Raw genomic sequence first — 25,915 nt, forward strand, 5'->3', positions numbered from 1 at the left:
CTTGTTGATAGTTATCAGTTATCAGTGACCAGTGAAGAATGGGGTGTGGGGTGTGGGGTGTAGGGTGTGGGGTGTGGGGTGTAGGGTGTAGGGTGTAGGGTGTGGGGTGTGGGGTGTGGAGATTTTAAATTTCTTTCTCCCTCAGCCTCCTCAGTTTCCTCAGCTTCCTCAGCTCCCTCAGCTTCCTCAGCTCCGCGACTCTCTCTTCCCCTCTCAGCTCTCTTCCGCTGCCTGGGGTTGAATTTGACAAACCACTTCATAAAGAGTAGTTGTAGGAGCGCGATCGAATAAAGGGGACATCTTTTTTAGTATGCTCCTGTAGTTTTCCTCATGCTCATTAGCTTCCATCTCATCTACACTTTCCCAGAAAATCACAGAAACGCCTCGATCTGTACCTGGTTCTTGCAGGAGATATGCACCTTTAAACCCATGTCTATAAGTTGAAACTGCCTGTTCGTAAATTCTTCTTGCTTCTTCAAACTTGCCCGGTTTGAATTCTCCAACTGTAACTTGAGTATATTGCCGTTTGAGAAAATCTTGAAAATCCATCGTTTATCACCTCAATGATTTATTTGTCATTAGTCATTTGTCATTTGTCATCAGTAAGTGGTTTATGACTTACGACTTACGATTTACGACTTATTGTTTGACTTCTTGTGGATTCACATCCATTTTGAATTTTGATAAATGTAGATTTAATCATTAAAAATGATTTTATAGTCTTTTGCTCTCACAATTGACTAAAACTATAGATTTTGTTGCGATGTGGCGATCGCAGCTTGGGGGCTAGGAATGCAGCAAACGTTACGAGCTGTGTTAGATGCCCGATTGCCGCACTCTACCTTCTGCTATTTTGCCATAGCGATCGAATCCAAATCTAAAATCTAAATCTGGCAGTTCTACTAAATTAAACCTCGAACAACGAATAAAACTGCAAACAGGCTAGATACTAAGGCAAGAAATCTAAACACGGGGGCAACTTCTTCTATATGGCGATTTGGTTTGAGAAAGAAACTTTGTACGAAGCGCGATCGCTGTACTGAAATAGACACGAACAAAACAAACCAAAAGGGTAAACTTAAAGTAGAAACTGATAAATTTAGATAGGAATAATTAGCACAAACTAATAAAAAAATATTCCATAACACAAGCGCTGAAACGACAACTTGCCAGTAAATAGGACTACCGTTTCGACGAGGAAATTCCTCAACACGCGCTGCTGGTAGAAAACCAGCTTGTTTAATGCAATCAAAAAAGCTCTGAGTACTTTGAGTCAAAAAAACAATATTGGCAGGATATTCAGCAACGGTGTGTCTAATTCTAACTCCACCCCACGTTTTTTCTAAAGAAACAATTTGCTGTGGGTAAAATTTATAGTCAGCCAACAAAAAAACATTGAGTTTTAGTTGGTTATAATCTGCTGACAAATTCGCTAAAGGTTGAGGCAGTTTCATCTCCCCAATAGAAACACCTCCAATCAAATTTGCTGAATGCGGCATTTGAAATTTATCCTACTAATTGTTCAATTGACATGCGATTTCATGAATCTAGCTGTATTCTTCCCCTTCAAAACAGCAACTATATCAATAGGTAGGTCAAGGTAACACAAAGTTACATAAGCTATTCTTATAAATTACTGTCATTTTCTAGCTACAGTCGCTCTATGAGATCTCATGGCAAAGTCACAAGCCTTATTCTGCCTAGCAAGGGAGCAATCGATGCTCAGTTAAGGAAATGTTCAAATTCCTGCAAGAAATTGCAGCAAACAGAGCATAACGCAGGAATTGCGATTTCAATCGCTCTTATTGCCTGCAACCCTGCTCTATAATCTATGAAGATAGTGTAAAACTTGAATGAGTCTCGTTACAGTCCACCAACCAAGCTAAATGAAACCGTGCAGCATATACAGACAACTATAACTGGATAACAGATTATTAGAAATAGATCGAGTTAACTTTACAAATTGTACGAATGCGATCGATTGAGCAACCAATAGTGGGCTGCCGTCCATAAAAATTTGGATCGAGAAATTTGGGTCAAAAACTTTCGGTCAACTACAATGTTAGGCAAGTTACTAGAGGGACGTTATCAAGTCATGCAAGTTCTGAGTGCAGGGGGTTTTTGTCAGACCTACCTCGCTCAAGACACCCATATTTCCAATCGCCCTACATGCGTAGTCAAGCATCTCAAACCTGCCAATAGTTCTCCTAATGCCCTACAAACGTTGAGATGGTTGTTTACAGGTGAAGCCCAAGCTTTAGAAAAATTAGGATGTCACAATCAAATTCCTCGGCTGCTAGACCACTTTGAGGAAAACCAAGAATTTTATCTCATTCAAGAATTCGTACAAGGGCATACCTTAAGTGCAGAACTACAACCAGGTAAGCCTTGGAGTGAAAGCCAAGTGTTTTACATGTTGCAAGAAGTACTGCAAATCTTAGAGTTTATTCACTCGCACGGCTTAATTCATCGCGATATCAAGCCAAATAACTTGCTCAGGCGCAAGCACGATCGCCGTCTGGTGCTAATTGATTTTGGTTCGGTCAAACAAGCATGGACGCAGGTTGTGACGCTGCAAGGGCAGAAGATCAATACGTTTTCCATTGGCTTACCAGCAACAATTACAATCGGCACTCCTGGCTACATGCCTACAGAACAAGAACGAGGCAAGCCTCGTCCTAACAGCGATATCTATGCTTTGGGAATGGTGGCAATTCAAGGTTTGACAGGCATCCATCCGACTCAGCTAGATACCGATCCAGATACCTGTGAAATTCTATGGCGACACTATCGTAAAATCAGCCCCGAACTAGCGCAAATTATAGATAACATGGTGCGCTACGGCTTTAAAGATCGCTACCAATCTGCAACAGAAGTCTTAGCAGCCCTAGAACCTCTAGCAAATCGGTATCAACCCGTGCTGCATTATGGTTTTCACGAATTACATGGTACTCAGGTTCAGATACCCACAGTAGCGCAAGATTCGCACTCTTTACTGGGTGAAGAAGAGACTGTTTCTTATAGCTGGGGCGATCGCCCGCAATTACAAATACCAAATACAATTAGCAAAGCTACAGCTGCAATTTCAGCCAAAAGATCGACTTCCTTAATCGATTTAGGAATTGGCGCGATCGCTTTAGCGACTTTACTCGTAGGTATCTATTTCGCCTCCCACTCCCCCACACCAGCCTTCAAACCAGAAAAGTATCCTGTATCAATTCCCTTGAAAAGTAAATAGCACGCGAAGTTAAAAGTTCGTAGGGGCGGGTTTGGCGAGAATCCCTCATCATGAACGAAGATCGTTTGCCAAAACCCGCCCGTACAAAAGTTACAGCGTCATCAATCTGGTGCTATGAGCTTTTGACGCTATAACTTATGTAGTGGTTTATTTGACTGATCGGTGATTTATTTTCGCTATGCTGCGCTACCCGTTTTTCTCTGACAAGGTTAGTAAAAAAGCTAAGTTTTCCTGGGCTTTTAAAGCGTGAGGAGCATTTGCAGGCATGAAGATGAATACTCCTGGTTCTAGAACAATGTCTTGTCCTTCTAGGGTGAGAATTCCCTTGCCATCCAACACGTTGACGGTAGCGTTGCGAGTAGATGTATGTTCGGAAATTTCAGTTCCAGCCGCGAGACAAAACAGAGTGTATTGACAGCAACTATCTTTAACCAGCACTTTACTCAATACCCCAGCTTGGGGATATTCAATATTTGCCCGTAACTGCGTGGATGAAGATCGTAAGGGTAATAGGGTGGTACTCATGAATTCCTCGGTTAAAAGTTAAAAGTTAAAAGTTAAAAGTCAAAATGCTCAGAGCTATTGTTGATAGGTGTGAGCTTAAGAGCGAACAGCAGACAAAATAATGTAACCTAAGTCCTGCCGATACTTTTGGAAAACTTGGCGCATTGTTAAAACTCGTTGCCGAATTTGCGATCGCGTCAGTATATTCCACCAAATGTGAATTGTGTTAAAAATACCTTCGTCTGCAAGCATTTGCTGCGGTTTGAGCAATCCCATTTCTCCGGTTTGATGTTGCTGTACTGTTAATCCAGCCGCTTCACAAGCTGCAATCCAATTAGACTCTGATAAAGGCGTAGAATTGACTCGGATCGCTTGTGCTAAAGCGCGGTGAATCTCTTCTTCTCGATTTTGTGCTAAAAGTTCGTGAGATAAAAACTTACCACCAGGCTTGAGGCGATCGCGAATTCCTGCTAAGATTTTCGCTTTTCCTGGCGGAGATTGCATGGTCAGGATCGCTTCTGCCAATACATAATCAAACTTTTCTGTCAAGCGATCGAGATGAAAGATATCGCCTTCAATAATTTCAACTCGATCGCTCAAACCTGCTGCGGCAACATTAGCACGAGCGCGAACCACAGAATCGGGATTTTTCTCAATTCCCACAACCCGCACGCCATAGCGCTGAGCAATTGCGATCGCGCTTAAACCGAAACTCGCTGCTAATTCTAAAACCGTTTCCCCTGGTTGAAAATTCGCCCATTGAAATAGTTGCTCTGTCGCTAAACGTCCGCCTGGACGGAGATATTTTTTGCCTGCTGCTGCTAAAACTTCATGTCCTGGGGCAGTTTCGTAGTTAAGGGTAGCGTGGGTCATACATTTGACCTCTAAGTTAATTCTTGGCTACCTTTACTGTGACAAAATAGCTTTGAGTTATCTATGAGCTAGCTCAGTTGTCAGGGAGTAGGGAGTAGCGACTTGCGACTTACCAACTACCAACTATCATTCAACAATTAACTTCTTCAACCACTTGACTAAATGCTTCCACTATGGGTGATGCATCTTCGCGTCGCCATGCAAAAGCATACTCCCGCAGGCTTCAGCGGAAGAATTTGCTATCAATTAATTTTTGTAAAAGCGATCGCCACGATCTCCTTACTCGCATGGACGGGGATCGTTATCTGCGGTCGCTTGATTGCCTATACTTGAGCTTTTCAGGTAATTTAGTCAAACTGTCAATTCTTTTTGCTCAAGTTAAGTACAAATTCATGCTTGAGTATAGGTAGTACTTTCCTGTATATTCTAAAAGCTAATCAGTTTGATGCATTTTCCACATCATAACTGTTTATTATTTATGACTAATTTTGTATAGATATTACTAACCACAAAATTTCTCAATCTATTACTCAGAGGCACAATGGATAAAAAAGCACAACTTCAAAAAACTCAACCCGTGACAAATAACGCGATCGCCGATAGCAAAGATTTTAACTTCGATCTTTGGGCGAATGCAGTCAGAAAACAAATGCTTTCTGTACTACAAGAAAAAACACAACATTAACAGTTATCAGTGACCAGTGACCAGTGACCAGTGACCAGTGACCAGTGACCAACTCGGCAGCGGTTAGCAACCTAATCCCGAATTTTGCATTCGCGATTGCAGGTTGTCGGAGATGGGTTGCTGATGTTTTACGCTGGAAGTATGGGCGATGCTTTATATCCAATGCCGTTCTCGCATCGCGAATCATGATATGACACGATTTTTTCAATTTGAAGCTGACTTTGTAGACTCCCTGCGCTGTATTCCCATGCAGGTACGTTACAAGTTAGATACTTGTGGAATTAAACTGAAATTACCTGAATGGAACCAATTCAGTCAGGAAGATCGACAAGCACTAATCGATCGCCCCTGTAATACGCCAGCAGAAATTCAAGCATATCGTCAGTGGTTGCAAGACTTAGTTTTTCAATATACTGGTAAATCGGCTAGCGAACTGCCAGTAGAAGAGAATCCCGATTGGATGAATGCAGCAACTGTTCCTGCTAGCATTGGGGAGAAAGCTGGCGAGTTTGGCGTGACGCTTAGTTCAGAGCAATGGGCAAATTTACCACCCGTAGAAAGATTTGCATTAATTAAACTCAGCCGTTCGAGCCACGAAAACCGAAATTTTCTACCCGCACTCAAAGAATTTCACCTGATCGATTAGAGTAAGCTCTCTACTGTTAACTAGTTAATAAAATAGCCGTTCATGGGCATTGCTCATCGATCGCCGATCGGTAGTATTTTCCCGCACCACGCACCACTATTAACTGTTAACTGTCTCTACCAGTTGACACGCCTGTACTCTTTCCCGCGAGACAATCTGCAATTCGTGGGGATAGCGGGGGCGCGGATCTTTCTCTAACCAAATGGGGGGAACCATAGTTAGATCGTAAGCCGCGATCGTATCAATTACGCCGGGACGAGACTTCAGCTCAACTACGAGTCCTGGCAAATATTCAAAAGCTTCTTCCCAATCGATTTGTGACACGGTTATAAGTAAAACTGTATTTATTGATACGATTTTATAATAACTCGGCGGATAAATAAATACGTCTGTAGCTAGAAATACATTTTTTTACATTTGTGGAGATGCGATCGCAATATCTCCTAACACAAATCGCTGTTTTCAGTTACGTAGGGTACACAATGTGTAGGGGGGCACAGCTAACTGTGCCCCCCTACGAATGTAATGCCAAGTATTTCCCGCAAAGGCGCTAAATCAGCTCTGCATCTTTGCGCCATATTTTCATCCTTTGCTAAACCCTTTACCACGACTGGTAGAAGGCAGACAAATGCAGTTTTGTAGTTGTTGAAGCAAAGCCTCTCGATCTAGATTTTGTCCGATCAGTACCAGTTGATTCTTTTTGGGTTTGCCGTTCCATTCCTCGTCTTCTAGAGTAAAGCGCTTACCACAGAGGTGAAAAATATGGCGTTTTGGACTTTCCTCAAACCACATAATCCCCTTGGCGCGGAAGATATTTTCAGGAAGTTGGTTGTCTAGAAAATACTGAAACTTTCTAATTGCCAGTGGCTTATCGCTTTGGAAAGATATTGAGGTAAAACCATCGTTCTCTAAGTGATCGGAGTGATGATGGTGATGGTCGTGATGGTCGTGATGGTCGTGATGGTCGTGGTCGCAGTCTGAATGGTCGTGATGGTCGTGATGGTCGTGATGGTCGTGATGGTCGTGACCAGCGGGAGTATCGAAATACTTATCCGACTCGAACAGACCGACGCTAAGAATCAATGGGAGAGGAACTTGCGATCGCGTTGTCCGCAAAATTCTTGCCCCATCTTTAATATCCCGAATCTTGACTTCTAAAAGATCGAGATCTGCTTCCTCGACTAAATCCGCCTTGTTAAGAATGATGACATCCCCATAGGCAATTTGACTGTAAGCTGCTTGAGAGTTAAACAGATCCAAACTGTAATTTGCCGCATCTACGACCGTGATGATTGAATCTAGGCGTGTCATGTCGCGTAACTCCGTGCCTAGAAAAGTCAGCGCCACAGGGAGAGGATCGGCAACTCCTGTTGTTTCTACGACGAGATAATCAACTTTTTCTGGACGTTCCAACACTTTGTAAACGGCTTCTACCAAATCATTATTAATCGTGCAGCAGATACAGCCGTTACTCAACTCCACCATGTCATCACCTGTGGTGACGATCAACTCGTTATCAATCCCAATTTCGCCGAATTCATTCACTAAAACGGCTGTTTTGAGACCTTGCTGGTTAGTCAGGATGTGATTGAGCAGAGTTGTTTTACCGCTACCGAGAAAGCCTGTAATGATAGTGACTGGTAGCCCCTGTTTCGGTGCATCCATTGCGGGAGATTGGTCAGAACCTACTGCTGATTGCATAGCGCTGCTGATTTAAATCTTGAAAGTCTTATCTTACAATCTGCTAGGGCAAGAAGTATGACTTACACTCTTGCCCCATCTTTATTCATTATGTCGCGTTCGATGAATTCAGGAGGCGCTTAGCAAAATTCGCGATCGATACACCGACTCAATCTCCGCTGGAAACCGATCGCCTCGAATGAGCGATCGCCTGAAGTGACGTAGCTGCGATCCAAAAAGGCAAGTCAAGCTTTAAGTTGAATAGTTAAACATCTTGACTATCGTAGTCATAGGCAAAAATAGTCGATTTGGACGATCTGGAAACGGAATAAAGTCATAATATTCGTAAAAAGAACGAGCCTTTTCATCTTTGGCATCAACCACTACAGCCATTGAAGCGACACTATTTGCATGTGACTGACTGCGGTACAAGGCATCCATCAATAACTCTTCGCCTAATCCCTTGCCTCGGTAATTTTCATCAACTGCTAATCGTCCGAGCAAAGTTGCTGGTAAACTTGGAGATCTCGGCAGCTTTTTAACTATCTGGGCTGGTAGTTCTCCTGCAATAATACTCGTTCCGCTCAACGTGTAATACCCAATAACGACATTAGAGGTTTTGTCAAACAAGACGTAAGGAATAGCAACATAATTACGAGCATCTTGTCCTGCCTGCTTCTGAAGATAACGATCTAGTTTTTCAACGCCGCAACAAAAAACCGCTCGGTTATGCTCTGAACCCAGCGGCTCTATTAAATAATCAAAATCCATTGAGCGATTTCACCTACAATTCCATTTTTTGCTGATAACGTCTAGCGGCAGCTCGTAGTTTATTGCTTGGCTCTGGGGGATTAAGCAGTGCTTCAACAAAAACTGCTCGATCGCGCGCGCTTAAAATCATCAGCTCCTGTTCCTGAATCGCCTGTTTTGCTGCCTCAGCTACACTGCTAATCACAAAATCTGTCAGCGAACGTCCTTGGAGATCGGCAGCTCGCTGAAACAACTCTTTTTGCTCTTTAGTAACGCGAGCCTCTAACCGTTCACCCTTAGCACGTTCTCTTGTAGGCTTACGGCTTTTATTTGCCGTGTTATGCATAATAATTGTGTCCAAATACGTCCAAATATGTCTAATTATGTTCAACTATACTGAGTATTGTACGGCAATTGATCGTACCTGTCAAAAAATGAGTTCGTTCCCTATCCAAGTCAATAAACTTTAGTTGTCGGTTATCAGTTATCAGTGACCAGTTATCAGTCAACCAACAACTAACAACTGACAACCAATCCCACGTAGAATTACGCGATCGATTTAGTATATTGTTCTACTAAGAGATCGCAAGTTTGGGGCGATCGCTTCTCTTGAATGCAAGACCGATTGGTGTTTGTATAACAGGTAAGAGGTCGTATCTCTACACTGATAACCGCTCGCAGAGAACTGATAACTGATAACTGACAATGCAATCTTCTGCTACACTGACGCTTTGCGAATCTTCCGAGCCAGCGGGAGCGCGAGAACAACCGCGTTATTTTCTCTCTCCCAATGAAGAAATTGTCATTGGGCGATCGCCTGATTGTCAAATTGCTCTCGATCCTAAGCGTTACACGACGGTTTCGCGCTATCACGCCAAGTTACGCTGGCAAAAAAGTTCCGAGCCTGTTTGGGAAGTTTGTAACCTCAGCTCGACCAACGGCACGTATATTAACGGTAAGCAAATTGGCGAAGAATGGCGGAGGTTAAAATCGGGCGATCGCATTACCCTTAGTTGGGAAGGTGCAGAGTTTCTGTTTGAATGCCAAGCTTTGCCTGCGACTGTACTCGTTAAAGCTCCGACGAGCGCCCAAAAACCGATAACGGAAGCTCATGCAAATGCAGTTGTCCCTGTAGCAGAATCAGCAGTTGAGCCTGAACCAATCGTTGCTACACCAGAACCACCGCAACCTGAAGTAGTACAGCCACCCGCTCCTGAAATCGAGCCAGCCAAGCCAGCACCACAGACTGATGCGGTGGAACAACCTGCGGCGATCGCCCAACCAGAAGCAGCAGCGATCGCTCCAATCCCCGAACCTATATCTGCTGTCATTTCTGCAAGTCCTGCGATTCCAGCACTACCCGATACTGGTAAAAGCTTATGGGAGCTTGGTTTAAATCCAACAATTCTGACATTAACCGGACATTCAGATTTGGTACGTACAGTTGCGTTTAGTCCTGACGGTCAAGTTCTTGCTAGCGGTAGCGCTGATAAAACCATCAAATTGTGGCAACTCAATACTGGGCAAGTTGTCAATACCTTTAACGGACATAAATCGGCGATTAATGCCGTTGCGTTTAGTCCTGACAGTCAAGTTCTTGCCAGTGGTAGCGCCGATAAGACAATCAAACTCTGGAACCTCAGCACGGCTGAAGAAATCTCTACTTTTATCGGTCATAGTTCGGCTGTAAATAGCGTTGCGTTTAGCTCTGATTGTCAGATGCTAGTGAGTGGCAGCGCGGATAAAACCGTGAGACTATGGGATCTCGGCACGGGTGCAGAAATCCACAAACTGGAAGGATACAAATTAGGGGTGAATGCGGTGGCTATTAGCCCTGACGGTCAAATTATCGCTAGTGGCGGTGCAGATAAGATTATTAAACTGTGGCATATCGATACGGGTGAAGAATCTGCTTTGCCAGCTTTGCGGGCTGCGGTAAACGCGATCGCCTTTAGTCCTGATGGTAAACTACTAGCGATCGCGACTGAAGATAAATTACTCAAAGTCTGGGATCTAAGTGCAGCAGAGGAAGTGTATGCTATCTGCGGCTATGCATGGCAAGTTGGGGCGATCGCGATTAGTCCGAACGGGCAATTCCTCGCTAGTGGCGATCGCGACAAGGCGATCGCGCTGTGGCAGTTATAGCAATTCTCGATTGCGTACGCGATCTTTGTAGGGGCTCTTTCTCTGTGCGCCCCTACTACTTTATAGTAATTGTACTGCGTAATTAGAATAGTAAATATTTTTAGCAAAGCTTATGATTTCATAATCCATAAATCTGTCATAGTTAGGTTTTAGAATTACTTGTCTGATTGCGGATTATCTTACTAACCAATTTTTTAACAAAAAGTAAATAAAAAACAGATAATATCCGAAATCATCTACTTTTCAATTGAATGCATCTTTAACTCGCAAAATATCACATCAATGCTAGGTCAATTATTAGATGGGCGTTATCGAGTCCTGAAAGTCTTGGGTGCAGGTGGATTTAGCCAAACTTACATCGCTGAAGATACCCGTCGTCCTGGTAATCCTTGCTGTGTAGTCAAACATTTGAAGCCAGCAAATAGCAATACCAACTTTTTAATAGCAGCTAGACGATTATTTGATAAAGAAGCCAAAATTTTAGAAAAGCTAGGAATTCACGACCAAATTCCCAGATTACTAGCCTATTTCGAGCAAGACCAAGAATTTTATTTGGTGCAAGAGTTAATCGAAGGACATTTGCTAAGTGCAGAATTGTTCGGTGGTCGTCGTTGGCACGAAGATCGAGTAATCCAAATGCTCTTAGACGTGTTAGGGATTCTTAACTTCGTGCATCAGCAGGGAGCAATCCATCGCGATGTCAAACCAAATAACATAATTCGTCGCCAACAAGATAATAAATTAGTCCTCGTAGATTTTGGTATTGTTAAAGAGATTAACGTCCAACTGCTGACAGCTCAAAGCCAAGTTAGCGCCTCGATCGCCGTGGGTACTGTTGGATATATGCCACCGGAACAAGCGCGAGGTAGACCGCAATTCAATAGCGATATCTACGCGCTGGGAGTCATTGCGATTCAGGCACTCACCGGACTCACGACGCAAGATTTAAGAGAAAATTTTCAGGGAGAAATTGACTGGCAAGGTCAGGCACAAGTTAGCGATCGCCTCGCAGCAACGATCGACAAAATGGTACGCTACGACTTTAGAGAGCGCTATCAGTCAGCAGCTGAAGTTATAGAGGCATTGCGATCGCCATCTTCAATCAACGCTGGTTATGCCACGACAGAGTTAGACCAACGCCCCAAATACTCGCAGACGCAACAAGCAAGTCAATACGCCGTCTTACCAGCGACAGCTCCCAGCAGTCAGTTTTCGGCTCCGTCAATTCCTCAGACTCCAGTTAACTTCACTCAGCCAGCGACGAACCAAAACATCACGACAAATTCACCCAGCACTCAACCTAGCAAGCGATCGGGTGGTTTAGCTAATTTTGCGGCTAAACTCAAATCTCCTTTGGGAATGACTATGGGTGCTGCTGCTGTCGTTAGTGTCGCGGCTGCTTTCGGACTGGTCGTGATGAATAAAGAAAGCATCAAATCTGGCTTAGCACAAGTTGAAGTGTTGAAAAAAACAAAACAATACGAAGAATGCATCAAGCATGGCGCAACTATTAACATTCCTAGCAGCAATACCATAGAAGATAAACAAGCACAAACAAATTTAACGAAATCGGTTAATGAGTGTCGCATCGCTCAAGCTAAAGCTTTAGCAGAGGAATTCAAAATTGCTGAGGCGCTAGCAGTCGTGTCTACAGTGCCAGCGGAGCAACCTTTGTTTGAAGAAGCTCAACTACTCACTAGTCAGTGGTCTAAGAGAATTTTTCAAGAAGCGAAAGACGCTTATGAAAGAGATGGTGATTTTGAAAAAGCTGTTTTATTAACCAGAGCAATTCCTCCAAAAAGCTCTATTTTTAAAGACGTAAGACAAACAGTCGCTACTTGGGAAAGAGAATCAAAAACGAATCAAGACTACTTAAAACTAGCAGAACAAGCCCTCAGCCAAAGTCGATGGCAGGATGCAGTTAACACAGCTAAAAAAATTCCATCCAGCACGCTATTTTGGAATACAAAACGTAACGAAATTGTCGAGCAAGCTAATGCTCGACTGGCGCAAAAACCAAATCCACCAACTCCATCTCCCGCTGCTGCTAAACCAGCTCAAGTCCTGCCTCAACAGCCACAGCCAGTTATCAAAGCTGTAAATCCTCCTATACAGCAGAAGATTCCAGGATCTAGTAAAGCTGCTAAATCGACTCCTGAAGCATCAATCCCAGAGTTGAAACAAACTTCTACATTTGTCGAGCCAGATGCGTCAGATCCTTGTCCCAACGGCGATCCAGCATTTGGATGCGTGGATGACAATAATAGCGCCACCGAGGAAGCACCTAATAGTGCGATCGAACAAGAACCAAATGGTAACAGCACCGAGGATAATAATCCAGGTTGGTAGTGTGTTTATTTAATAGTGGCTAGTGGCTAGTGGCTAGTGGCTAGTAGCGGTATTCTTCATCTAGTCACCAGTCACTAGTCACCAGTCACTAGATTCTTCATCTAGTCACCAGTCACTAGTCACCAGTCACTAGATTCTTCATCTAGTCACCAGTCACTAGTCACCAGTCACTAGATTCTTCATCTAGTCACCGAGCGCCGATAACTGATAACTGATAACTGACAACTGACAACTTATGTCACCCAAATATGAAAAGCTACAAGCACGAATTCAGGAAATTCAAAAATTTGTCAGCACTAACTTTGAGCGAGATCGAAAATTTAGAACGGTTTTTCAAGAATTAGAAAAAATTGCCGCTTGTCTCAAAACAGAAAAAATAAAATTACAAATTGTCAGCAATAACTCGATCGCAGCGCGATCGCTTCAAATTTATTTCGAGCGGCATAGATTATCGCAATTTTATCAGGTTGGAGTCAGCGCTTTACCAAAGCAGGTCGAACCCGTGCGATCGGCAGGAAGTGCCATACTAGTATTATCGACATCTAGCAGCGAAAAAATATACCCGCTTTCTACTACTGAAACAACTAGTATCGGACGTAATCCTGATAGCAAAATAGCAATCGATTCAAGTTTGTACAAAAAAGTTTCTTGGAATCACGCTCAAATTAGTCCTTGTGGAAATTTAGCTTGGGAAATTTGCGATCGCAACAGCACTAATGGGACTTATATTAATGGAGTTCGATTACAAGGATGCCAAAAATTACAGACAGGCGATCGCATTACTCTCGCCGCATCAGCAAGTTCGGCTTATCCAGAATTTGTGTTTGAGTACAGTTTAACGACTGAATACCCAGAATCTTTAGTAGAAATGCTCGATTGCGATATTCTTTGTTTGGTGTGCGATCTCGCCACACTTACAAACGCTTGGCAGGGATTAATAACGATCGCTAATGCAGCACCGATCGCTAAGTGCGTTGTTATTGGTAGTATTCCCAGTTTAACTCAAGTTGAAACCTGGCTGCGCAGTCAAGATCTAAGTGATGTTTTTGAATTAGTAGTTCTATCTCTCAGTTCGTTCTCTCTCCAAACTCAAACCTCAGAAATTAATTCAGTAGCGCAACAAGAACTAGAAAAATTTTGTCAATCTTTAGAAACATTTATTAAAGGTAAGCCAGAAGATATTTTAGCTCAACGATTGACTGCACGAGTGATAAAAGAACTTAGCGTCATCGAGCAAGTTCTCGATCGCGAAGCTGAGGCGATCGCTCAACAACTTCAGCAAGAAGAAGCGCGAATTCAAGGTTTAGCAACTGACGATGTAAAAGAGCAGGCAAAGAAAGCTTTACGAAAAGCTAGTGATGACAAGGATAAGTTTTTTAAGCAAGTTAAGCTCGAACTCAATCAATCGAAAGCTGCTTTATTAGATATGTATAGTAAAAAAAGTATTACGTACAAAGTTGAAGAGTTTATCGAGCGACTAAAACCGCAACTTTTGAAAAAAGGTGGATTTCAATATATTCAACTAAGAGCAGAAAATCCAGTCACTGCGAATGGTAACGTTAACGCCGACTTAACGTATTTTTGCAGCCATGAATTGAAAAAGTGGGCAGATAAAGAATGGCAATTAGTGACTACGACTTATGGTGAAGGTGGATTAAATACCATAGTTGAAACTGTATATAAAACACTCAATTTCTTACCATCGATAAACCTAGAAAAATCCCTTTTTTATTCTGACCGACGCATAGACCTTCAAAAAAGCTTAATGAATTCGTTCATTGAAGCTCCTTATGAAGGTCGCTATCAGGGGGTTTCTCCACTAACATATGTCCTGAAGCAAATCCGAGCCAACATGATGCAATTTACTTTTCTAGTTGGCTTTGGTGCTATGTTTATTGGGATAAGAGTCAGTGGTGGTGGCAAGCAAGTTATTTCCAGTATTACCCAACCTCTAAGAGAAAATCCTATTCTGTTTGGTATTGTGATATTTTTATTAATTTGTTTGCTGACCTACACTTATCAGAAAGATACCACGCTTCAGCTAGAGGCGATCGCCGATAAATTAAGAAAAGAATTATCCAATCACTATCAGTCTTTGAGTAAAAATTTAGTCGAGAAATTAGTTTTGGAAATTGCGACAGTTTTAGAGACGGAAGAGAAGCGATTGAAAGATGCTCTAGAAATTGCCAACGATCGATTTACTACTTATATTATCGATATTGAAAAGAATCAGTTGTTACTTAAAAGTAATTTAGAACAGCAAAAAATCCAACTTAGAAATTTGGACAAAGAAAAAGCCGATCTGCAAAAGCTAAAAAGATTTTAGTCTGAATTTTCACAGGAGATACTCGCTCGATTCCCTAACTGAATTGAAAAGAGGGCTTTAATTCCCCCTGTTTAAGGGTGTAGGGGCGCACGGCTGTGCGCCCTAACAGCCGTGCGCCTCTACAAACATCACGCACGCAATCGAGAATTGCGATAAATTTGTAGCAAAGCGATCGCCTAACTCTGAAAATAAGTCTTAGGATAGTTGGAACTGTTCTTAAAATCTCTCAAATATAGCTTAGCAACAGTTCAACACCATAGATAAAAACAAAAGTTGATTGCTATGCCCAGAAAAAAAAGGCTTTTGTTTGCACTTTTATTGAGTACGGCATTATTTGTTAGTCTCTGCTTTGGCTGGGTAAATGAACTAGTCGCCCAACAGCCATATGCAGGCAAAAAACTGGTAATGGTAACATCAGCGGACTATCCACCTTACGAATTTCGCGATACGGCAAAAGGTAAAGGCGAAATCATCGGCTTTGACGTTGATATTGCAAAATACATCGCCAAAGAGTTAGGCTTTGAGCTAGAAATTCGCGATACTGACTTTAGCGGTATTATTCCGGCTCTGCAATCTCGACGAGCTGATTTTGCGATGGCGGGAATGACACCTACCCCCGAACGCAGAAAAAATGTCGATTTTTCTGACATTTATTACGAAGCTAAAAATACAATTATTGCCCAGAAAGGTAGTAACCTAACTAAATCAACAGACTTAGCAGGCAAAAAAGTCGGCGTTCAACTCGGTTCTCTGCAAGAGAAAGCCGCGAAAAAATTTAAAGGAGTAAACTTAGTTCCTTTAAACAGAATTGGTGAAATTATCCAAGAAGTTAAATCTGGTAGAATTCAAGCAGCAATTATTGAAGATACAATTGCCAAAGGTTTTGTTGCTAACAATCCAGATTTAGAATTTCATACTCTTGCTAATACAGAAGAAGCTGGATCTGCGATCGCTTTTCCCAAAGGCTCAAATTTAGTTGGCGATTTTAACCGCGTCCTTAAACAATTACAGGACAGCGGTGAAATGAAAAATCTGATTAATAAATGGTTTGGGAATAACGAACAACCAGCTACCAACGCAGCAACATCGGGTTCGGGTAATATTTCTGCCAGTATTCCTTTCATTATTGAAGGCGTAGGAACTACACTACTTTTTAGTGCCTTGTCTGTCTTTTTCGGCTTCATTTGGGGAACAATTCTTTCATTGTTAAAAATTTCTACATTTAAGCCGTTGGTGTGGCTTGCTAATGCCTATACCTCTATATTTCGCGGTACGCCATTACTACTACAAATTGCTTTAGTCTACTATGCTACACCACAACTCACGGGCTTTGATATTCCCGCTTTATTAGCAGGGGTCATCACCTTCACCCTCAACTCAGGAGCGTACATTTCTGAGACAATTCGCGGGGGCATTTTGGCAGTCGATAAGGGACAAAGGGAAGCAGCTTTGTCATTAGGAATTGCCTACCAGCCGATGATGTTAGATATTATTTTGCCTCAAGCAATCAAAAATATTTTACCAGCTTTGGTGAATGAAAGTATTACTTTACTTAAGGATTCGGCATTAGTTTCTACAATAGGTGTAGCCGATCTTTTGCGTCGCGCTCAAATCGTTGGAGCAGAAAAATATATCTATTTTGAACCGCTGCTGTTTGCGGGTTTAATTTACTACTTATTAGTCATGAGTTTGACTTGGGGGGGATATGTACTTGAAAGAAGATTACAGCGTAGCACTTGAGCAAGATGTTGCTGTTCATGTTGAAAATTTAGAGAAATCTTTTGGCAGTCTCAAAGTTTTGCAAGGGATTTCGACCCAAATTAGAAAAGGAGAAGTTGTTGCAGTTATTGGACCTTCTGGTTCGGGAAAATCTACATTCTTGCGATGTATAAACTTACTAGAAGTACCAACTGCGGGTAAAATTTATATTAATGGTACTGATATTACTTCCCGCCACACTGATATTATAAAAATCCGTCAAAATGTCGGTATGGTATTTCAGCATTTCAATTTATTTCCGCACATGACAGTATTAGATAATGTCACCTATGCTCCGATTAAAGTCAAGCACGTACCGAAAGATACAGCCCGTGAAGCAGGAATGGAACTGCTAGAAAAAGTTGGTTTAGCAGAAAAAGCTAAGGTATATCCATCAAAATTATCTGGAGGACAAAAGCAACGAGTGGCAATCGCTCGTGCTTTGGCTATGAAACCAGAAGTTATGTTGTTTGATGAGCCAACTTCAGCCCTCGATCCAGAAATGGTTAAGGAGGTGTTGGAAGTTATGAAAGATCTTGCTAGAACTAAGATTACAATGGCGATCGTCACTCATGAAATGGGATTTGCGCGAGAAGTTGCCGATCGCATTTTGTTTTTAGATGGAGGACGGTTAGCGGAGGATGCATCGCCTCAGCAGTTTTTTACTCATCCTCAGTGCGATCGCGCTAAGCAATTTTTGGAGAAGATATTGTAGTTGAGGAGATTTAGTTTTTTATCCTCTCTATATAGCTGGGTGGAGGATATTTTTTTCTTTGTTTCGCGCAGAGACGCAAAGACGCAAAGAAGGACACAAAGAGTATTTAAGCTGTGTTTGTGAAACATTATAATATATACTCAGATAAAAAGTTCTGTCAAAATAGTTGATTTAATGAAAATATCAACGTTAATCTTAGCTGCGCTTGGATTAGGAATTGCTTTTGGAATCTTGTTAATTTATGGCTTTCCAGAGGCGATCGCGTTTCTCGACTACTACCTTCTTTCCCCTCTTGGTGAGGCTTTCTTACGTCTGATTCAATTTGTAGTTGTGCCGATTGTTTTCTCTTCGCTGATTCTCGGCTTAACTCGGATTCAAAATGCAACTCAAGTCGGTAGATACACGCTAAAGTTAATTTCTAGTTATGTAGTTACTAGTGCGATCGCGGTTGGTTTGGGTATCTTTCTGGCGATTGTCTTGAAACCTGGAGTTGGAGTTACTGGCTTTCAGATCGCGGAAGTTACGCAAATGACTCAAAAGCAATCTTTGATTGATTGGTTGGTGAGTCTAATTCCGGTTAATCCTTTAGAAGCATTAAGCACGGGAAATTTGCTTCAGACGATTTTTTCTGCTGCTTTAATTGGTGTTGCCATTCAATTAGTCGGAGATAGAGCAACAAACTTTGTTAGCCTAATAGAAAGTGTTTATTTTATTTTTGAGAAGATCTTATCGTTGATTTTATATACAGCTCCAATTGGAGTTTTTGCTTTAATTAGTTCGGCGATCGCCACTCAGGGATTAGAATTAATTGTTAAACTTTTTGTCTATGTTATCGGTTTATGTATTGGCTCGATAATTATGATTGGTTTTTATGCTCTTGTTCTATTCATTCTTAAAGCCAAGCCGATACACTTTTTTCAATGTTTTTTCCCAACTTTATCTTTAGCATTTGGTACGGCAAGCTCGAATGCAGCGCTACCAATTGCTTTACAGAATGCCCAAGAAAACTATGGAATGCGCGAAGATATTGCTAGTTTTGCTATTCCTTTGGGTACGGCTTTAAAACGCGACGGTTCGGCAATTTTACAAGGGTTTAACGCTCTATTTATCGCCCAACTCTATCAGATTCCGCTGACTCCATCACTAATGCTGGCGATCGCTCTCAGTACTTTTTTGGTTTCATTTAGTACCGCAGGCGTACCAGGCGCAGGAATTATTATGATGACAACTGTACTCTCAGCCGCCGGACTGCCCGTAGAGGGTGTAGCCCTTGTTGCAGGTGTCGATCGCCTCACGGATGGCTTGAAAACTGTTTTAAATGTCGTCAGTAATACGGTTAACGCTGTCATCTTAAGCCATTGGGAAAGCTCCTCTGTGGAACCCACTACCGAACATTGATATTACAGCGATCTCCAACAGCGTCTTGAGACATCAGCACTAATTTTATATTATTAGTACATTTGTTCGCTACTTGACCTTGCAATGTACCTCACTTGTGTCAGAATAATAGACTACAAGAATATATCGTATGCTTAACATACCTGACCAGATACGTAGAATGCTTACCCTATAAGAGGTGTAAATTTTGCCTTGAAAGGAAAAGCGCGATCGCCCCAAAGTTATTTGCCAATTGTGTAGTATGTGTATTACACTGCGATCTAGCAATTCGTCCATTCACAAACTCTTGTATCCGGAACTGTCGCGAGCGATCGCTCATCCGAGTTTATACTCAAGTTGTTTTATCTGCTCCCTGCTTTCTGTTTTCTGTTTTCTGATTCATAACCAAATCATCTTGCTTTTGTAGGCTTTGCCTCCTTGCCTGAATTGAGAGAAAAATGGGTACTTTACCAATTAGCCTGCGCACATCGCTAACTTCAGCTATGGAGAGAAGCAAAAATGCTACCGATCGGGATTTCAAGCGTGTCAGACCTCTAGTCGGGTGAATAACTTCCGACTGCCGACTTCCGACTTCGTAATAATACTTTATGATTTTCTCGATTTCCGATACTTTCATCAAACGCCCCGTCTTTGCAGCGGTGTGTTCGATTATCATTGCCCTGCTGGGAATTGCATTTATCCCTACATTACCAGTCGCGCAGTATCCTGAAATTGCTCCGCCGCAAGTCAGCGTCACTTCAAACTATGTCGGAGCAAATGCCTCAGTTGTTGAATCGACCGTTACCAACGTCTTAGAGCAAGAACTCAACGGTATCCAAGGCTTACGCTACATCAAATCGACCAGCGCTAACGATGGAACCAGTAGCATCAATCTGACATTTGAATTAGGACGCAACCAAGACTTAGCAGCGGTAGACGTGCAAAATCGGGTATCGACGGTACTATCGCGGTTGCCTGGACCCGTGACGCAGACAGGCGTGCAAGTCACGAAAGCTAACAACAACTTTTTGCTAGCATTTGGAGTTTATTCCGATCGCGATGAAAACAAAAAACAAGACATCTATGACGAAACTTATTTAAGCAACTATGCCGATCTCTACATTGCCGATGCCCTCAAACGGATTAAAGGAGTTGGTGGTGTAGAAATCTTTGGCGAACGCAAATATGCAATGCGCTTGTGGCTCGACCCCAATCGTCTCGCCAGTCGTAACTTGACTCCCCAAGATGCGATCGCGGCATTGCAACAGCAAAACCTGCAAGTTGGGGCAGGACAGATCGGACAACCACCGAATAAATCCGAGCAACTGTACCAGTATGCCGTTAATGCCCAAGGTAGATTGCAGAACGAAGAGGAATTTAACAATCTCGTCATTAGAACCGCTGAGGATGGCACATTAATCAGGCTGAGGGATATCGGTCGAGCGGAGTTGGGTGCGGAAAATTACAGTTCTCTGTTGCGGTTTACTGCGAGCGATCGCATCACGCACCGGGGTGTAGGCTTAGGCATCAATCAGCAATTTGGCAGTAACGCCCTCGATACGGCGGCGGCTGTGAAGCAGGAAATGGAACGATTAAAAGAAACTTTTCCGCCTGGGATGCACTACGAAATTGCTTTCGATACCACGACATTTATCCAAGCTGGAACGGAAGAGGTGATCGTCTCGCTGCTGCAAGCGGTGGGATTGGTCGTCATTATCGTTTACATCTTCTTGCAAAATTGGCGATCGGCATTGGTGATTTCAATTGCCATGCCTGTAGCTTTAATCGGGACGTTTATTTTTGTTAAAATCTTCGGTTTTTCAATTAATACCCTGACTCTCTTCGGCTTGACCTTGGCAACGGGTTTAGTTGTAGATGATGCGGTGGTGATTGTCGAAGATATCACGCGCCGGATTCAGGATGATGGGATGCGACCTGTAGATGCAGCGATCGCCTCGATGAATTCGTTGTTTAGTGCCGTCATTGCCACTTCTCTCGTCTTGATTACCGTATTCGTCCCAGTGGCGTTTTTTCCTGGGACAACCGGACAGTTATACAGACAGTTTGCACTGACGATCGCCTTTTCGATTACCGTATCGACGTTTAATGCCGTAACATTTACGCCGATGCTGTCTGCGGTGTTACTCAGACGCGGGCAAGTCCCGAATAACTGGTTTTTTAATGGGATTAACTGGGCGATCGACAAAACCCGAATAATTTACAGTCGTAGTATTTCTAAGCTGACTAACGCTAAGGGAATTATTCTCGCCCTATTTGCAGTCGCGTTAGGGTTTACTTATTGGCTCTACAATTTCATTCCCGCAGGCTTTATTCCTGATGAAGACCAAGGGGTGTTTATTACTATCGTCCAAGCACCAGAAGGGGTATCGCTTAACTACACCGAAAAAGTTTTAGAAAAAGCCGAGGCAATACTCAAGGAAGTGCCAGAAGTGCAACAAGTTTTTGCTGTCGGTGGTTTTAGCTTCAGCGGTTCGACACCTAATAACGGCTTGATTTTTACCACTCTTAAACCGTGGGCAGAGAGACGAGGCGCAAACCAATCGTTACAAGCAATTATTGGCGGCTTTTTCCCCCAGCCTTCGGGTTTATTCCCGAAAATGCTGAGTATTCAAGAAGCTACCGTCATTCCGTTTAACTTTCCCGCGATCAATGGTGTGGGTAATTTTGGCGGTTTTGAGTTTCACCTACAAGATAGGGCAAATTTAGGCTTTGACGCGATGGGTACAGCCTTGGGTCAATTTATGGGTCGCGCCAACACTTACCCATCTCCCGAACGACCGCAACTGACGGGTTTACGTCCTAATTTCAGTGCAAATACACCGCAAATTTCTGTAGAAGTCGATCGCGATAAGGCTAACGCGCTTGGGGTTCCGGTGGAAGATATTTTCAACACCCTACAAGCCTTTCTCGGTTCTACATACGTGAATGACTTCAACCAGTTCAATCGGGCGTATCGAGTTTACGTACAAGCTGATACTCAGTTTCGTTCCAACCCAGAAGATATTAAGAAATTGTACGTGCGTTCGCGCAGCGTCTCCGAAGGAGAATCGCGTAACATCCCTGAAGGAGCGCAAACGGGTGAAATGATTTCGCTAGGTAACTTAGTTACCGTGAAAGAAATTATCGCACCCTCAATTATCAACCACTACAACTTGTCCCGCTCGGTGGAAATCAACGGTTCCCCTGTCCCAGGGGTGAGTTCGGGACAAGCTATTAAAGCGATGGATGCAGTGGCAAAAGAAACACTACCAAGAGGATTTGGCTATGAGTGGTCTGGACTTTCTTTAGAAGAAGTCGAGTCTGGCGGACAGGCAATTTTTATCTTTGGTTTGGGCGTAATCTTCGTGTTTCTGACACTAGCAGCCCAGTACGAAAGCTTTGTCGATCCGTTTATTATTCTGCTGACAGTACCATTAGCAATTCTTGGCGCTTTACTTGCCGTTCTCGTTCGAGGTGCAGCCAACGATATTTACACTCAAGTTGGATTTGTGATGCTAATTGGGATGGCAAGTAAAAACTCAATTCTGATTGTCGAGTTTGCCAACCAACTGCACGATGAGGGATTGAGTATTACCAAGTCAGCCGTTGAGGCGGCGAAAGAACGCTTGCGACCGATTTTGATGACAGCCTTTTCCACGGTTGCGGGTGGTATTCCCCTGATGATAGCTACGGGTCCCGGTGCGGCGGCGCGTCAATCACTGGGAACGGCAACTTTCGGCGGGATGTGCGTTGCAACTGTGTTGAGTCTATTCGTCATCCCCGTGCTGTATATCATTATCAAGTCAATCGAAACTCGCTTCTCTAGGAAAGCGCCCGTCGATCGCAGTTTCTAGCTATTAACTTTTATTAAGATAGTTAGTAAGTCAAAAGGCAAAAGTCAAAAGTCAAAACGGGAAAATGTAGTTTTCCTAAGACCCTTGGCTGCTATCTTTAGGCAAATTAAATGTGGCACAACTGACTCGAACTATCAAGCGATCGCTATATGTCGTTATCAAACACCCAGCCTCACGCAACTCAAACAGCTATACAGTCTCCGACCTGGCAAATTAAGCTGTTGTATGACAGCGAGTGTCCCTTGTGTATGCGTGAGGTCAATTTTTTGCGCAAACGAGATGCCAATCGGGGACTAGTCGAGTTTGTAGACATTGCAGACGAGAATTACAACCCCGCAGCTAATAGTGGAGTTGACTTTGAAACGGCAATGGGACGCATCCACGCTATTCTTCCTGACGGCACGATTGTCAAAAACGTAGAAGTTTTTCGCCGAGTTTACGAAATCCTGGGTATGGGTTGGGTCTATGCTGCAACCAAATTGCCTATAGTTGGTTCTATAGTCGATCGCCTCTACGGAATTTGGGCTGACTGGCGCTTAGCGCTAACGGGACGACCGGATCTGAAAACAATTATCGCCCAACGCCAACAAAAGACTGAGTGCAATACCGAAGGGCGTTGTCAACTTTGACAGTGTAGAGACGTTACATGTAACGTCTCTACAATTTCCCACGTATCACTCACCACGCACCACTCACCACTTATTATGGCAATAGCAACTTTTGGAGCCGGATGCTTTTGGGGTGTAGAAGCTGCTTTTCGCACCTGTAAAGGTGTTGTCTCCACTTCTGTTGGTTACATGGGTGGACATTTCGAGCATCCAAGCTATTTGGACGTACTCTCTCGGATTACGGGACACGCTGAGGTGTGTCAGGTAGAGTACGAGCCTGCGGTAGTCAGCTATGAGACGCTACTCGACTTATTCTGGAGTATCCACGATCCGACAAGTTTAAATCGACAAGGTGCAGACCGAGGAGAACAATATCGCTCGGTCATTTTCTATCACACACCCGCACAAGAACAAGCAGCTAGACAGTCTAAAGAGCAGTTGGAGCGATCGCATAAGTACAATAAGGCGATCGTCACTCAAATTCAACCTGCTTCAACTTATTGGCTGGCGGAAGACTATCATCAACAATATTTGGAGAAGAAAGGGCAACACAATTTAAAATACTCAAGCGACTCCTGAGTTCTTGGCGCTGTTGTCTGCCCAATGATTCAATCTCATCAATTAAATTGGGCAGGTCAAAGTGATGCCACTGCTGATGGCGAAGTAACTCAGCGTGGGCTTGCGTCCAAGCAAAGAAATCTGTTTCATAGAGATTAGGCATAGTGCGATCGCTGTCATCCTCTAAATCAATATGACACATGACACAATTCACTTTAGTTATTGGCAATAAGAATTACTCTTCTTGGTCGCTACGCCCTTGGCTAGTTTTAACACAAATTGGCGTAGATTTTAACGAAATCAGAATTCCGCTCGACACACCACAATTTCGCCAAGAAATTTTTCGCTACAGCCCGACTGGAAAAGTGCCAGTATTGCAGCATGGAGATATTACAATTTGGGAATCTTTGGCAATTTGCGAATATTTAATCGAACAATTTCCCGCTGCTAAATTATTACCAACTCAACTAGCTGCCCGTGCCTTAGCACGATCGATTAGTGCCGAAATGCACGCAGGTTTTCAAAATTTGCGTCAAAATATGCCCATGAATTGCCGCAGTCACTTTCCTGGTAAAGGGATGAAACCAGGAGTACAAGAAGATATAGATCGCATCACCACAATTTGGCGCGAATGCCGCGAAAAATTTGGCAATAATAACGGCGATCTGCTATTCGGTCACTTTACAATTGCCGATGCCATGTTTGCCCCAGTTGTCTCCAGATTTATCACTTACGGAGTCAAATTAGATCCGATTTGCCAAGACTACGCCGAAGCAATTCGGCATCTTCCTGCCATGCAAGCCTGGATAACTGCGGCACAAGTCGAACCAGAACATTTAGAGCAGTACGATAATTTGTGATGAATGGTGCGTGGTGCGTGACCAATTACCAATTACCAATTACCAATTACCAAATCTATTGTCCAATCGCAGGTTGAATCGATAACTTGTATTTTAACTCTGACTGTGCTTTTCCTTTGTATCCACCTTTGACTGGTGCGGCACTTTGAGGAATGGCACTAGCAGCTACAGCAATGTGACCGTCAGCCACAGCTAACCCGTGTGTAGGGTCGAAACCCCGCCAGCCCCCGCCTGGTAAGAACACCTCAGCCCAAGCGTGAAGATGGCGATCGTTTGCATCGGGGTCGCCTTCTTGGTAGCCACTGACAAAACGTGCTGCTAGACCTATAGCACGACAAACTTCCATAAATAAGATTGCCGAATCGCGACAAGAACCAGATTTTTCTGTCCAAGTAATACTAGGAGGTAAAGGTGCGCCTGTCTCGCGAATAACTTGCTGACAATTTTGATAAATTCGTTCGTTGAGTGCTGTTAAAAATCCTACCGTTTCCCCATTTTGGGCGTGATGAATTTCTTGTGCCAGTTGAATAGCAATTGGATCTATTCCTGCTGTATTCCAATATCCTTGTAGATATGGTTGGAGTTGCGATCGCAACGAAGTTGGATAATCAATTGGTAGTTTATTCGCCCACGGTTCTAACAGAAAACCAAACGGATTGGTGCAGTGAGTTTCTACTTGCGATCGCGTTTGAATTTCTAATAATTCTGTAGTTTGCGAACCAAACCAAACTTTAATTGCCGCATTGCCATCCAAATCAATAATTTGAGACTGACTCACGGGAGTTGGCAACATCTCTAGTTCAAAGTTCTGCAACGTTTGCCATCCATCCGACCGAGGACGCAATCGAATTGTGTGCGGCTCTAAAGTTATTGGTTGGCTGTAGGTGTAGATTGTTTTGTGTCTGATTTGATATTGCATTAAGGCAGTGAGTCGTGAGTCTTAAATGGGAACATGAGGAGCGATTCTTATCGAAGATTTGAAAGTTGAG

The 25,915-nt window shown here is 43.1% G+C and carries 24 protein-coding genes and 1 pseudogene; 14 read left to right on the forward strand and 11 right to left on the reverse strand.

From position 1 onward, the window contains the following. Positions 1–14: 14 nt before the first annotated feature. From CHRO_RS30795 to CHRO_RS21670, 3 genes are all read right to left on the reverse strand, one after another. Positions 15–260 (reverse strand): hypothetical protein, encoded by a 246-nt coding sequence (locus tag CHRO_RS30795; RefSeq protein WP_015156364.1) that lies wholly within the window; start codon positions 258–260, stop codon positions 15–17. Then, positions 214–549 carry an antibiotic biosynthesis monooxygenase family protein gene (locus tag CHRO_RS21665; protein ID WP_015156365.1) on the reverse strand — a complete coding sequence of 112 codons (336 nt, stop codon included), beginning with the start codon at positions 547–549 and terminating at the stop codon, positions 214–216. The genes CHRO_RS30795 and CHRO_RS21665 overlap by 47 nt, the downstream gene beginning before the upstream one ends. 353 nt (positions 550–902) lie before the next feature. Further along, positions 903–1,499 carry a hypothetical protein gene (locus CHRO_RS21670; protein ID WP_015156366.1) on the reverse strand — a complete coding sequence of 199 codons (597 nt, stop codon included), beginning with the start codon at positions 1,497–1,499 and terminating at the stop codon, positions 903–905. A gap of 560 nt (positions 1,500–2,059) precedes the next feature. Between CHRO_RS21670 and CHRO_RS21675 the strand changes: the two genes are divergently transcribed. Then, positions 2,060–3,238 (forward strand): serine/threonine-protein kinase, encoded by a 1,179-nt coding sequence (locus tag CHRO_RS21675; protein ID WP_015156367.1) that lies wholly within the window; start codon positions 2,060–2,062, stop codon positions 3,236–3,238. A 186-nt stretch (positions 3,239–3,424) separates the two neighbouring features. Here the strand turns inward: CHRO_RS21675 and CHRO_RS21680 are convergent, their stop codons facing one another. Both CHRO_RS21680 and CHRO_RS21685 read right to left on the reverse strand, forming a co-directional pair. Further along, the gene (locus CHRO_RS21680) at positions 3,425–3,763 is read right to left on the reverse strand and encodes a cupin domain-containing protein (protein WP_015156368.1); all 339 of its coding nucleotides are present in this window, start codon (positions 3,761–3,763) and stop codon (positions 3,425–3,427) included. A 75-nt stretch (positions 3,764–3,838) separates the two neighbouring features. Continuing rightward, a complete protein-coding gene (locus CHRO_RS21685) occupies positions 3,839–4,615 on the reverse strand; it encodes an SAM-dependent methyltransferase (RefSeq protein ID WP_015156369.1) in 777 nt (258 codons plus the stop codon). Positions 4,616–4,777: 162 nt separating this feature from the next. On the opposite strand from CHRO_RS21685, the gene CHRO_RS32775 reads away from it, so the two are divergent. The 3 genes from CHRO_RS32775 to CHRO_RS21690 all read left to right on the forward strand — a co-directional run bounded on the left by CHRO_RS32775 (position 4,778) and on the right by CHRO_RS21690 (position 5,946). Beyond that, entirely contained in the window at positions 4,778–4,948 is a 171-nt protein-coding gene (locus CHRO_RS32775) for a hypothetical protein (RefSeq protein WP_015156370.1), read from the forward strand. Between the two features lie 208 nt (positions 4,949–5,156). After that, entirely contained in the window at positions 5,157–5,300 is a 144-nt protein-coding gene (locus CHRO_RS32780; RefSeq protein ID WP_015156371.1) for a hypothetical protein, read from the forward strand. Between the two features lie 190 nt (positions 5,301–5,490). Beyond that, complete coding sequence (locus CHRO_RS21690) at positions 5,491–5,946, forward strand: nitrate reductase associated protein (RefSeq protein ID WP_041462584.1); 456 nt, start codon at positions 5,491–5,493, stop codon at positions 5,944–5,946. A 99-nt stretch (positions 5,947–6,045) separates the two neighbouring features. On the opposite strand, the gene CHRO_RS21695 is transcribed toward CHRO_RS21690, so the two are convergent. The 4 genes from CHRO_RS21695 to CHRO_RS21710 form a co-directional block, all read right to left on the reverse strand. Continuing rightward, positions 6,046–6,270, reverse strand: a complete 225-nt coding sequence (locus CHRO_RS21695) for a hypothetical protein (RefSeq protein WP_015156373.1) — start codon at positions 6,268–6,270, stop codon at positions 6,046–6,048. A 258-nt stretch (positions 6,271–6,528) separates the two neighbouring features. Continuing rightward, complete coding sequence (locus CHRO_RS21700; protein WP_015156374.1) at positions 6,529–7,647, reverse strand: CobW family GTP-binding protein; 1,119 nt, start codon at positions 7,645–7,647, stop codon at positions 6,529–6,531. A 231-nt stretch (positions 7,648–7,878) separates the two neighbouring features. Continuing rightward, positions 7,879–8,397: a GNAT family N-acetyltransferase gene (locus CHRO_RS21705; protein WP_015156375.1), complete on the reverse strand. Its 519-nt coding sequence runs from the start codon at positions 8,395–8,397 to the stop codon at positions 7,879–7,881. A 13-nt stretch (positions 8,398–8,410) separates the two neighbouring features. After that, positions 8,411–8,722 (reverse strand): type II toxin-antitoxin system TacA family antitoxin, encoded by a 312-nt coding sequence (locus CHRO_RS21710; RefSeq protein WP_015156376.1) that lies wholly within the window; start codon positions 8,720–8,722, stop codon positions 8,411–8,413. Between the two features lie 359 nt (positions 8,723–9,081). Between CHRO_RS21710 and CHRO_RS29915 the strand changes: the two genes are divergently transcribed. From CHRO_RS29915 to msrA, 9 genes are all read left to right on the forward strand, one after another. After that, positions 9,082–10,521, forward strand: coding sequence for a WD40 domain-containing protein (locus tag CHRO_RS29915; protein WP_015156377.1), 1,440 nt, complete (start codon positions 9,082–9,084; stop codon positions 10,519–10,521). Positions 10,522–10,803: 282 nt separating this feature from the next. Next, entirely contained in the window at positions 10,804–12,870 is a 2,067-nt protein-coding gene (locus tag CHRO_RS29920; RefSeq protein ID WP_015156378.1) for a serine/threonine-protein kinase, read from the forward strand. Positions 12,871–13,105: 235 nt separating this feature from the next. Then, the gene (locus tag CHRO_RS21725; protein WP_015156379.1) at positions 13,106–15,196 is read left to right on the forward strand and encodes an FHA domain-containing protein; all 2,091 of its coding nucleotides are present in this window, start codon (positions 13,106–13,108) and stop codon (positions 15,194–15,196) included. A 282-nt stretch (positions 15,197–15,478) separates the two neighbouring features. After that, positions 15,479–16,936, forward strand: a complete 1,458-nt coding sequence (locus CHRO_RS21730) for an ABC transporter substrate-binding protein/permease (RefSeq protein WP_015156380.1) — start codon at positions 15,479–15,481, stop codon at positions 16,934–16,936. Beyond that, complete coding sequence (locus CHRO_RS21735; protein WP_015156381.1) at positions 16,902–17,669, forward strand: amino acid ABC transporter ATP-binding protein; 768 nt, start codon at positions 16,902–16,904, stop codon at positions 17,667–17,669. Before CHRO_RS21730 ends, CHRO_RS21735 begins: the two co-directional genes overlap by 35 nt. 174 nt (positions 17,670–17,843) lie before the next feature. Next, positions 17,844–19,067, forward strand: coding sequence for a dicarboxylate/amino acid:cation symporter (locus tag CHRO_RS21740; RefSeq protein ID WP_015156382.1), 1,224 nt, complete (start codon positions 17,844–17,846; stop codon positions 19,065–19,067). 587 nt (positions 19,068–19,654) lie between these two features. After that, a complete protein-coding gene (locus tag CHRO_RS21745) occupies positions 19,655–22,900 on the forward strand; it encodes an efflux RND transporter permease subunit (protein WP_015156383.1) in 3,246 nt (1,081 codons plus the stop codon). 149 nt (positions 22,901–23,049) lie between these two features. Beyond that, on the forward strand, positions 23,050–23,529 hold the full coding sequence (locus CHRO_RS21750; RefSeq protein WP_015156384.1) for a thiol-disulfide oxidoreductase DCC family protein: 480 nt from the start codon (positions 23,050–23,052) through the stop codon (positions 23,527–23,529). 75 nt (positions 23,530–23,604) lie between these two features. Then, the gene (msrA, locus tag CHRO_RS21755; RefSeq protein ID WP_015156385.1) at positions 23,605–24,087 is read left to right on the forward strand and encodes a peptide-methionine (S)-S-oxide reductase MsrA; all 483 of its coding nucleotides are present in this window, start codon (positions 23,605–23,607) and stop codon (positions 24,085–24,087) included. Here msrA and CHRO_RS34905 read toward each other — a convergent pair. Further along, positions 24,065–24,229: pseudogene (locus tag CHRO_RS34905) on the reverse strand (DUF29 family protein); the annotation flags it as partial. The gene msrA and the pseudogene CHRO_RS34905 sit on opposite strands and share 23 nt — an antisense overlap. 37 nt (positions 24,230–24,266) lie before the next feature. Between CHRO_RS34905 and CHRO_RS21760 the strand changes: the two are divergent. Beyond that, positions 24,267–24,926 carry a glutathione S-transferase family protein gene (locus CHRO_RS21760; RefSeq protein ID WP_015156386.1) on the forward strand — a complete coding sequence of 220 codons (660 nt, stop codon included), beginning with the start codon at positions 24,267–24,269 and terminating at the stop codon, positions 24,924–24,926. Positions 24,927–24,981: 55 nt separating this feature from the next. Here CHRO_RS21760 and CHRO_RS21765 read toward each other — a convergent pair whose 3' ends face one another. After that, positions 24,982–25,845, reverse strand: coding sequence for a transglutaminase family protein (locus tag CHRO_RS21765; protein WP_015156387.1), 864 nt, complete (start codon positions 25,843–25,845; stop codon positions 24,982–24,984). Positions 25,846–25,915 lie beyond the last annotated feature (70 nt).

The sequence above is a fragment of the Chroococcidiopsis thermalis PCC 7203 genome (assembly GCF_000317125.1).
Lineage (GTDB): Bacteria > Cyanobacteriota > Cyanobacteriia > Cyanobacteriales > Chroococcidiopsidaceae > Chroococcidiopsis > Chroococcidiopsis thermalis.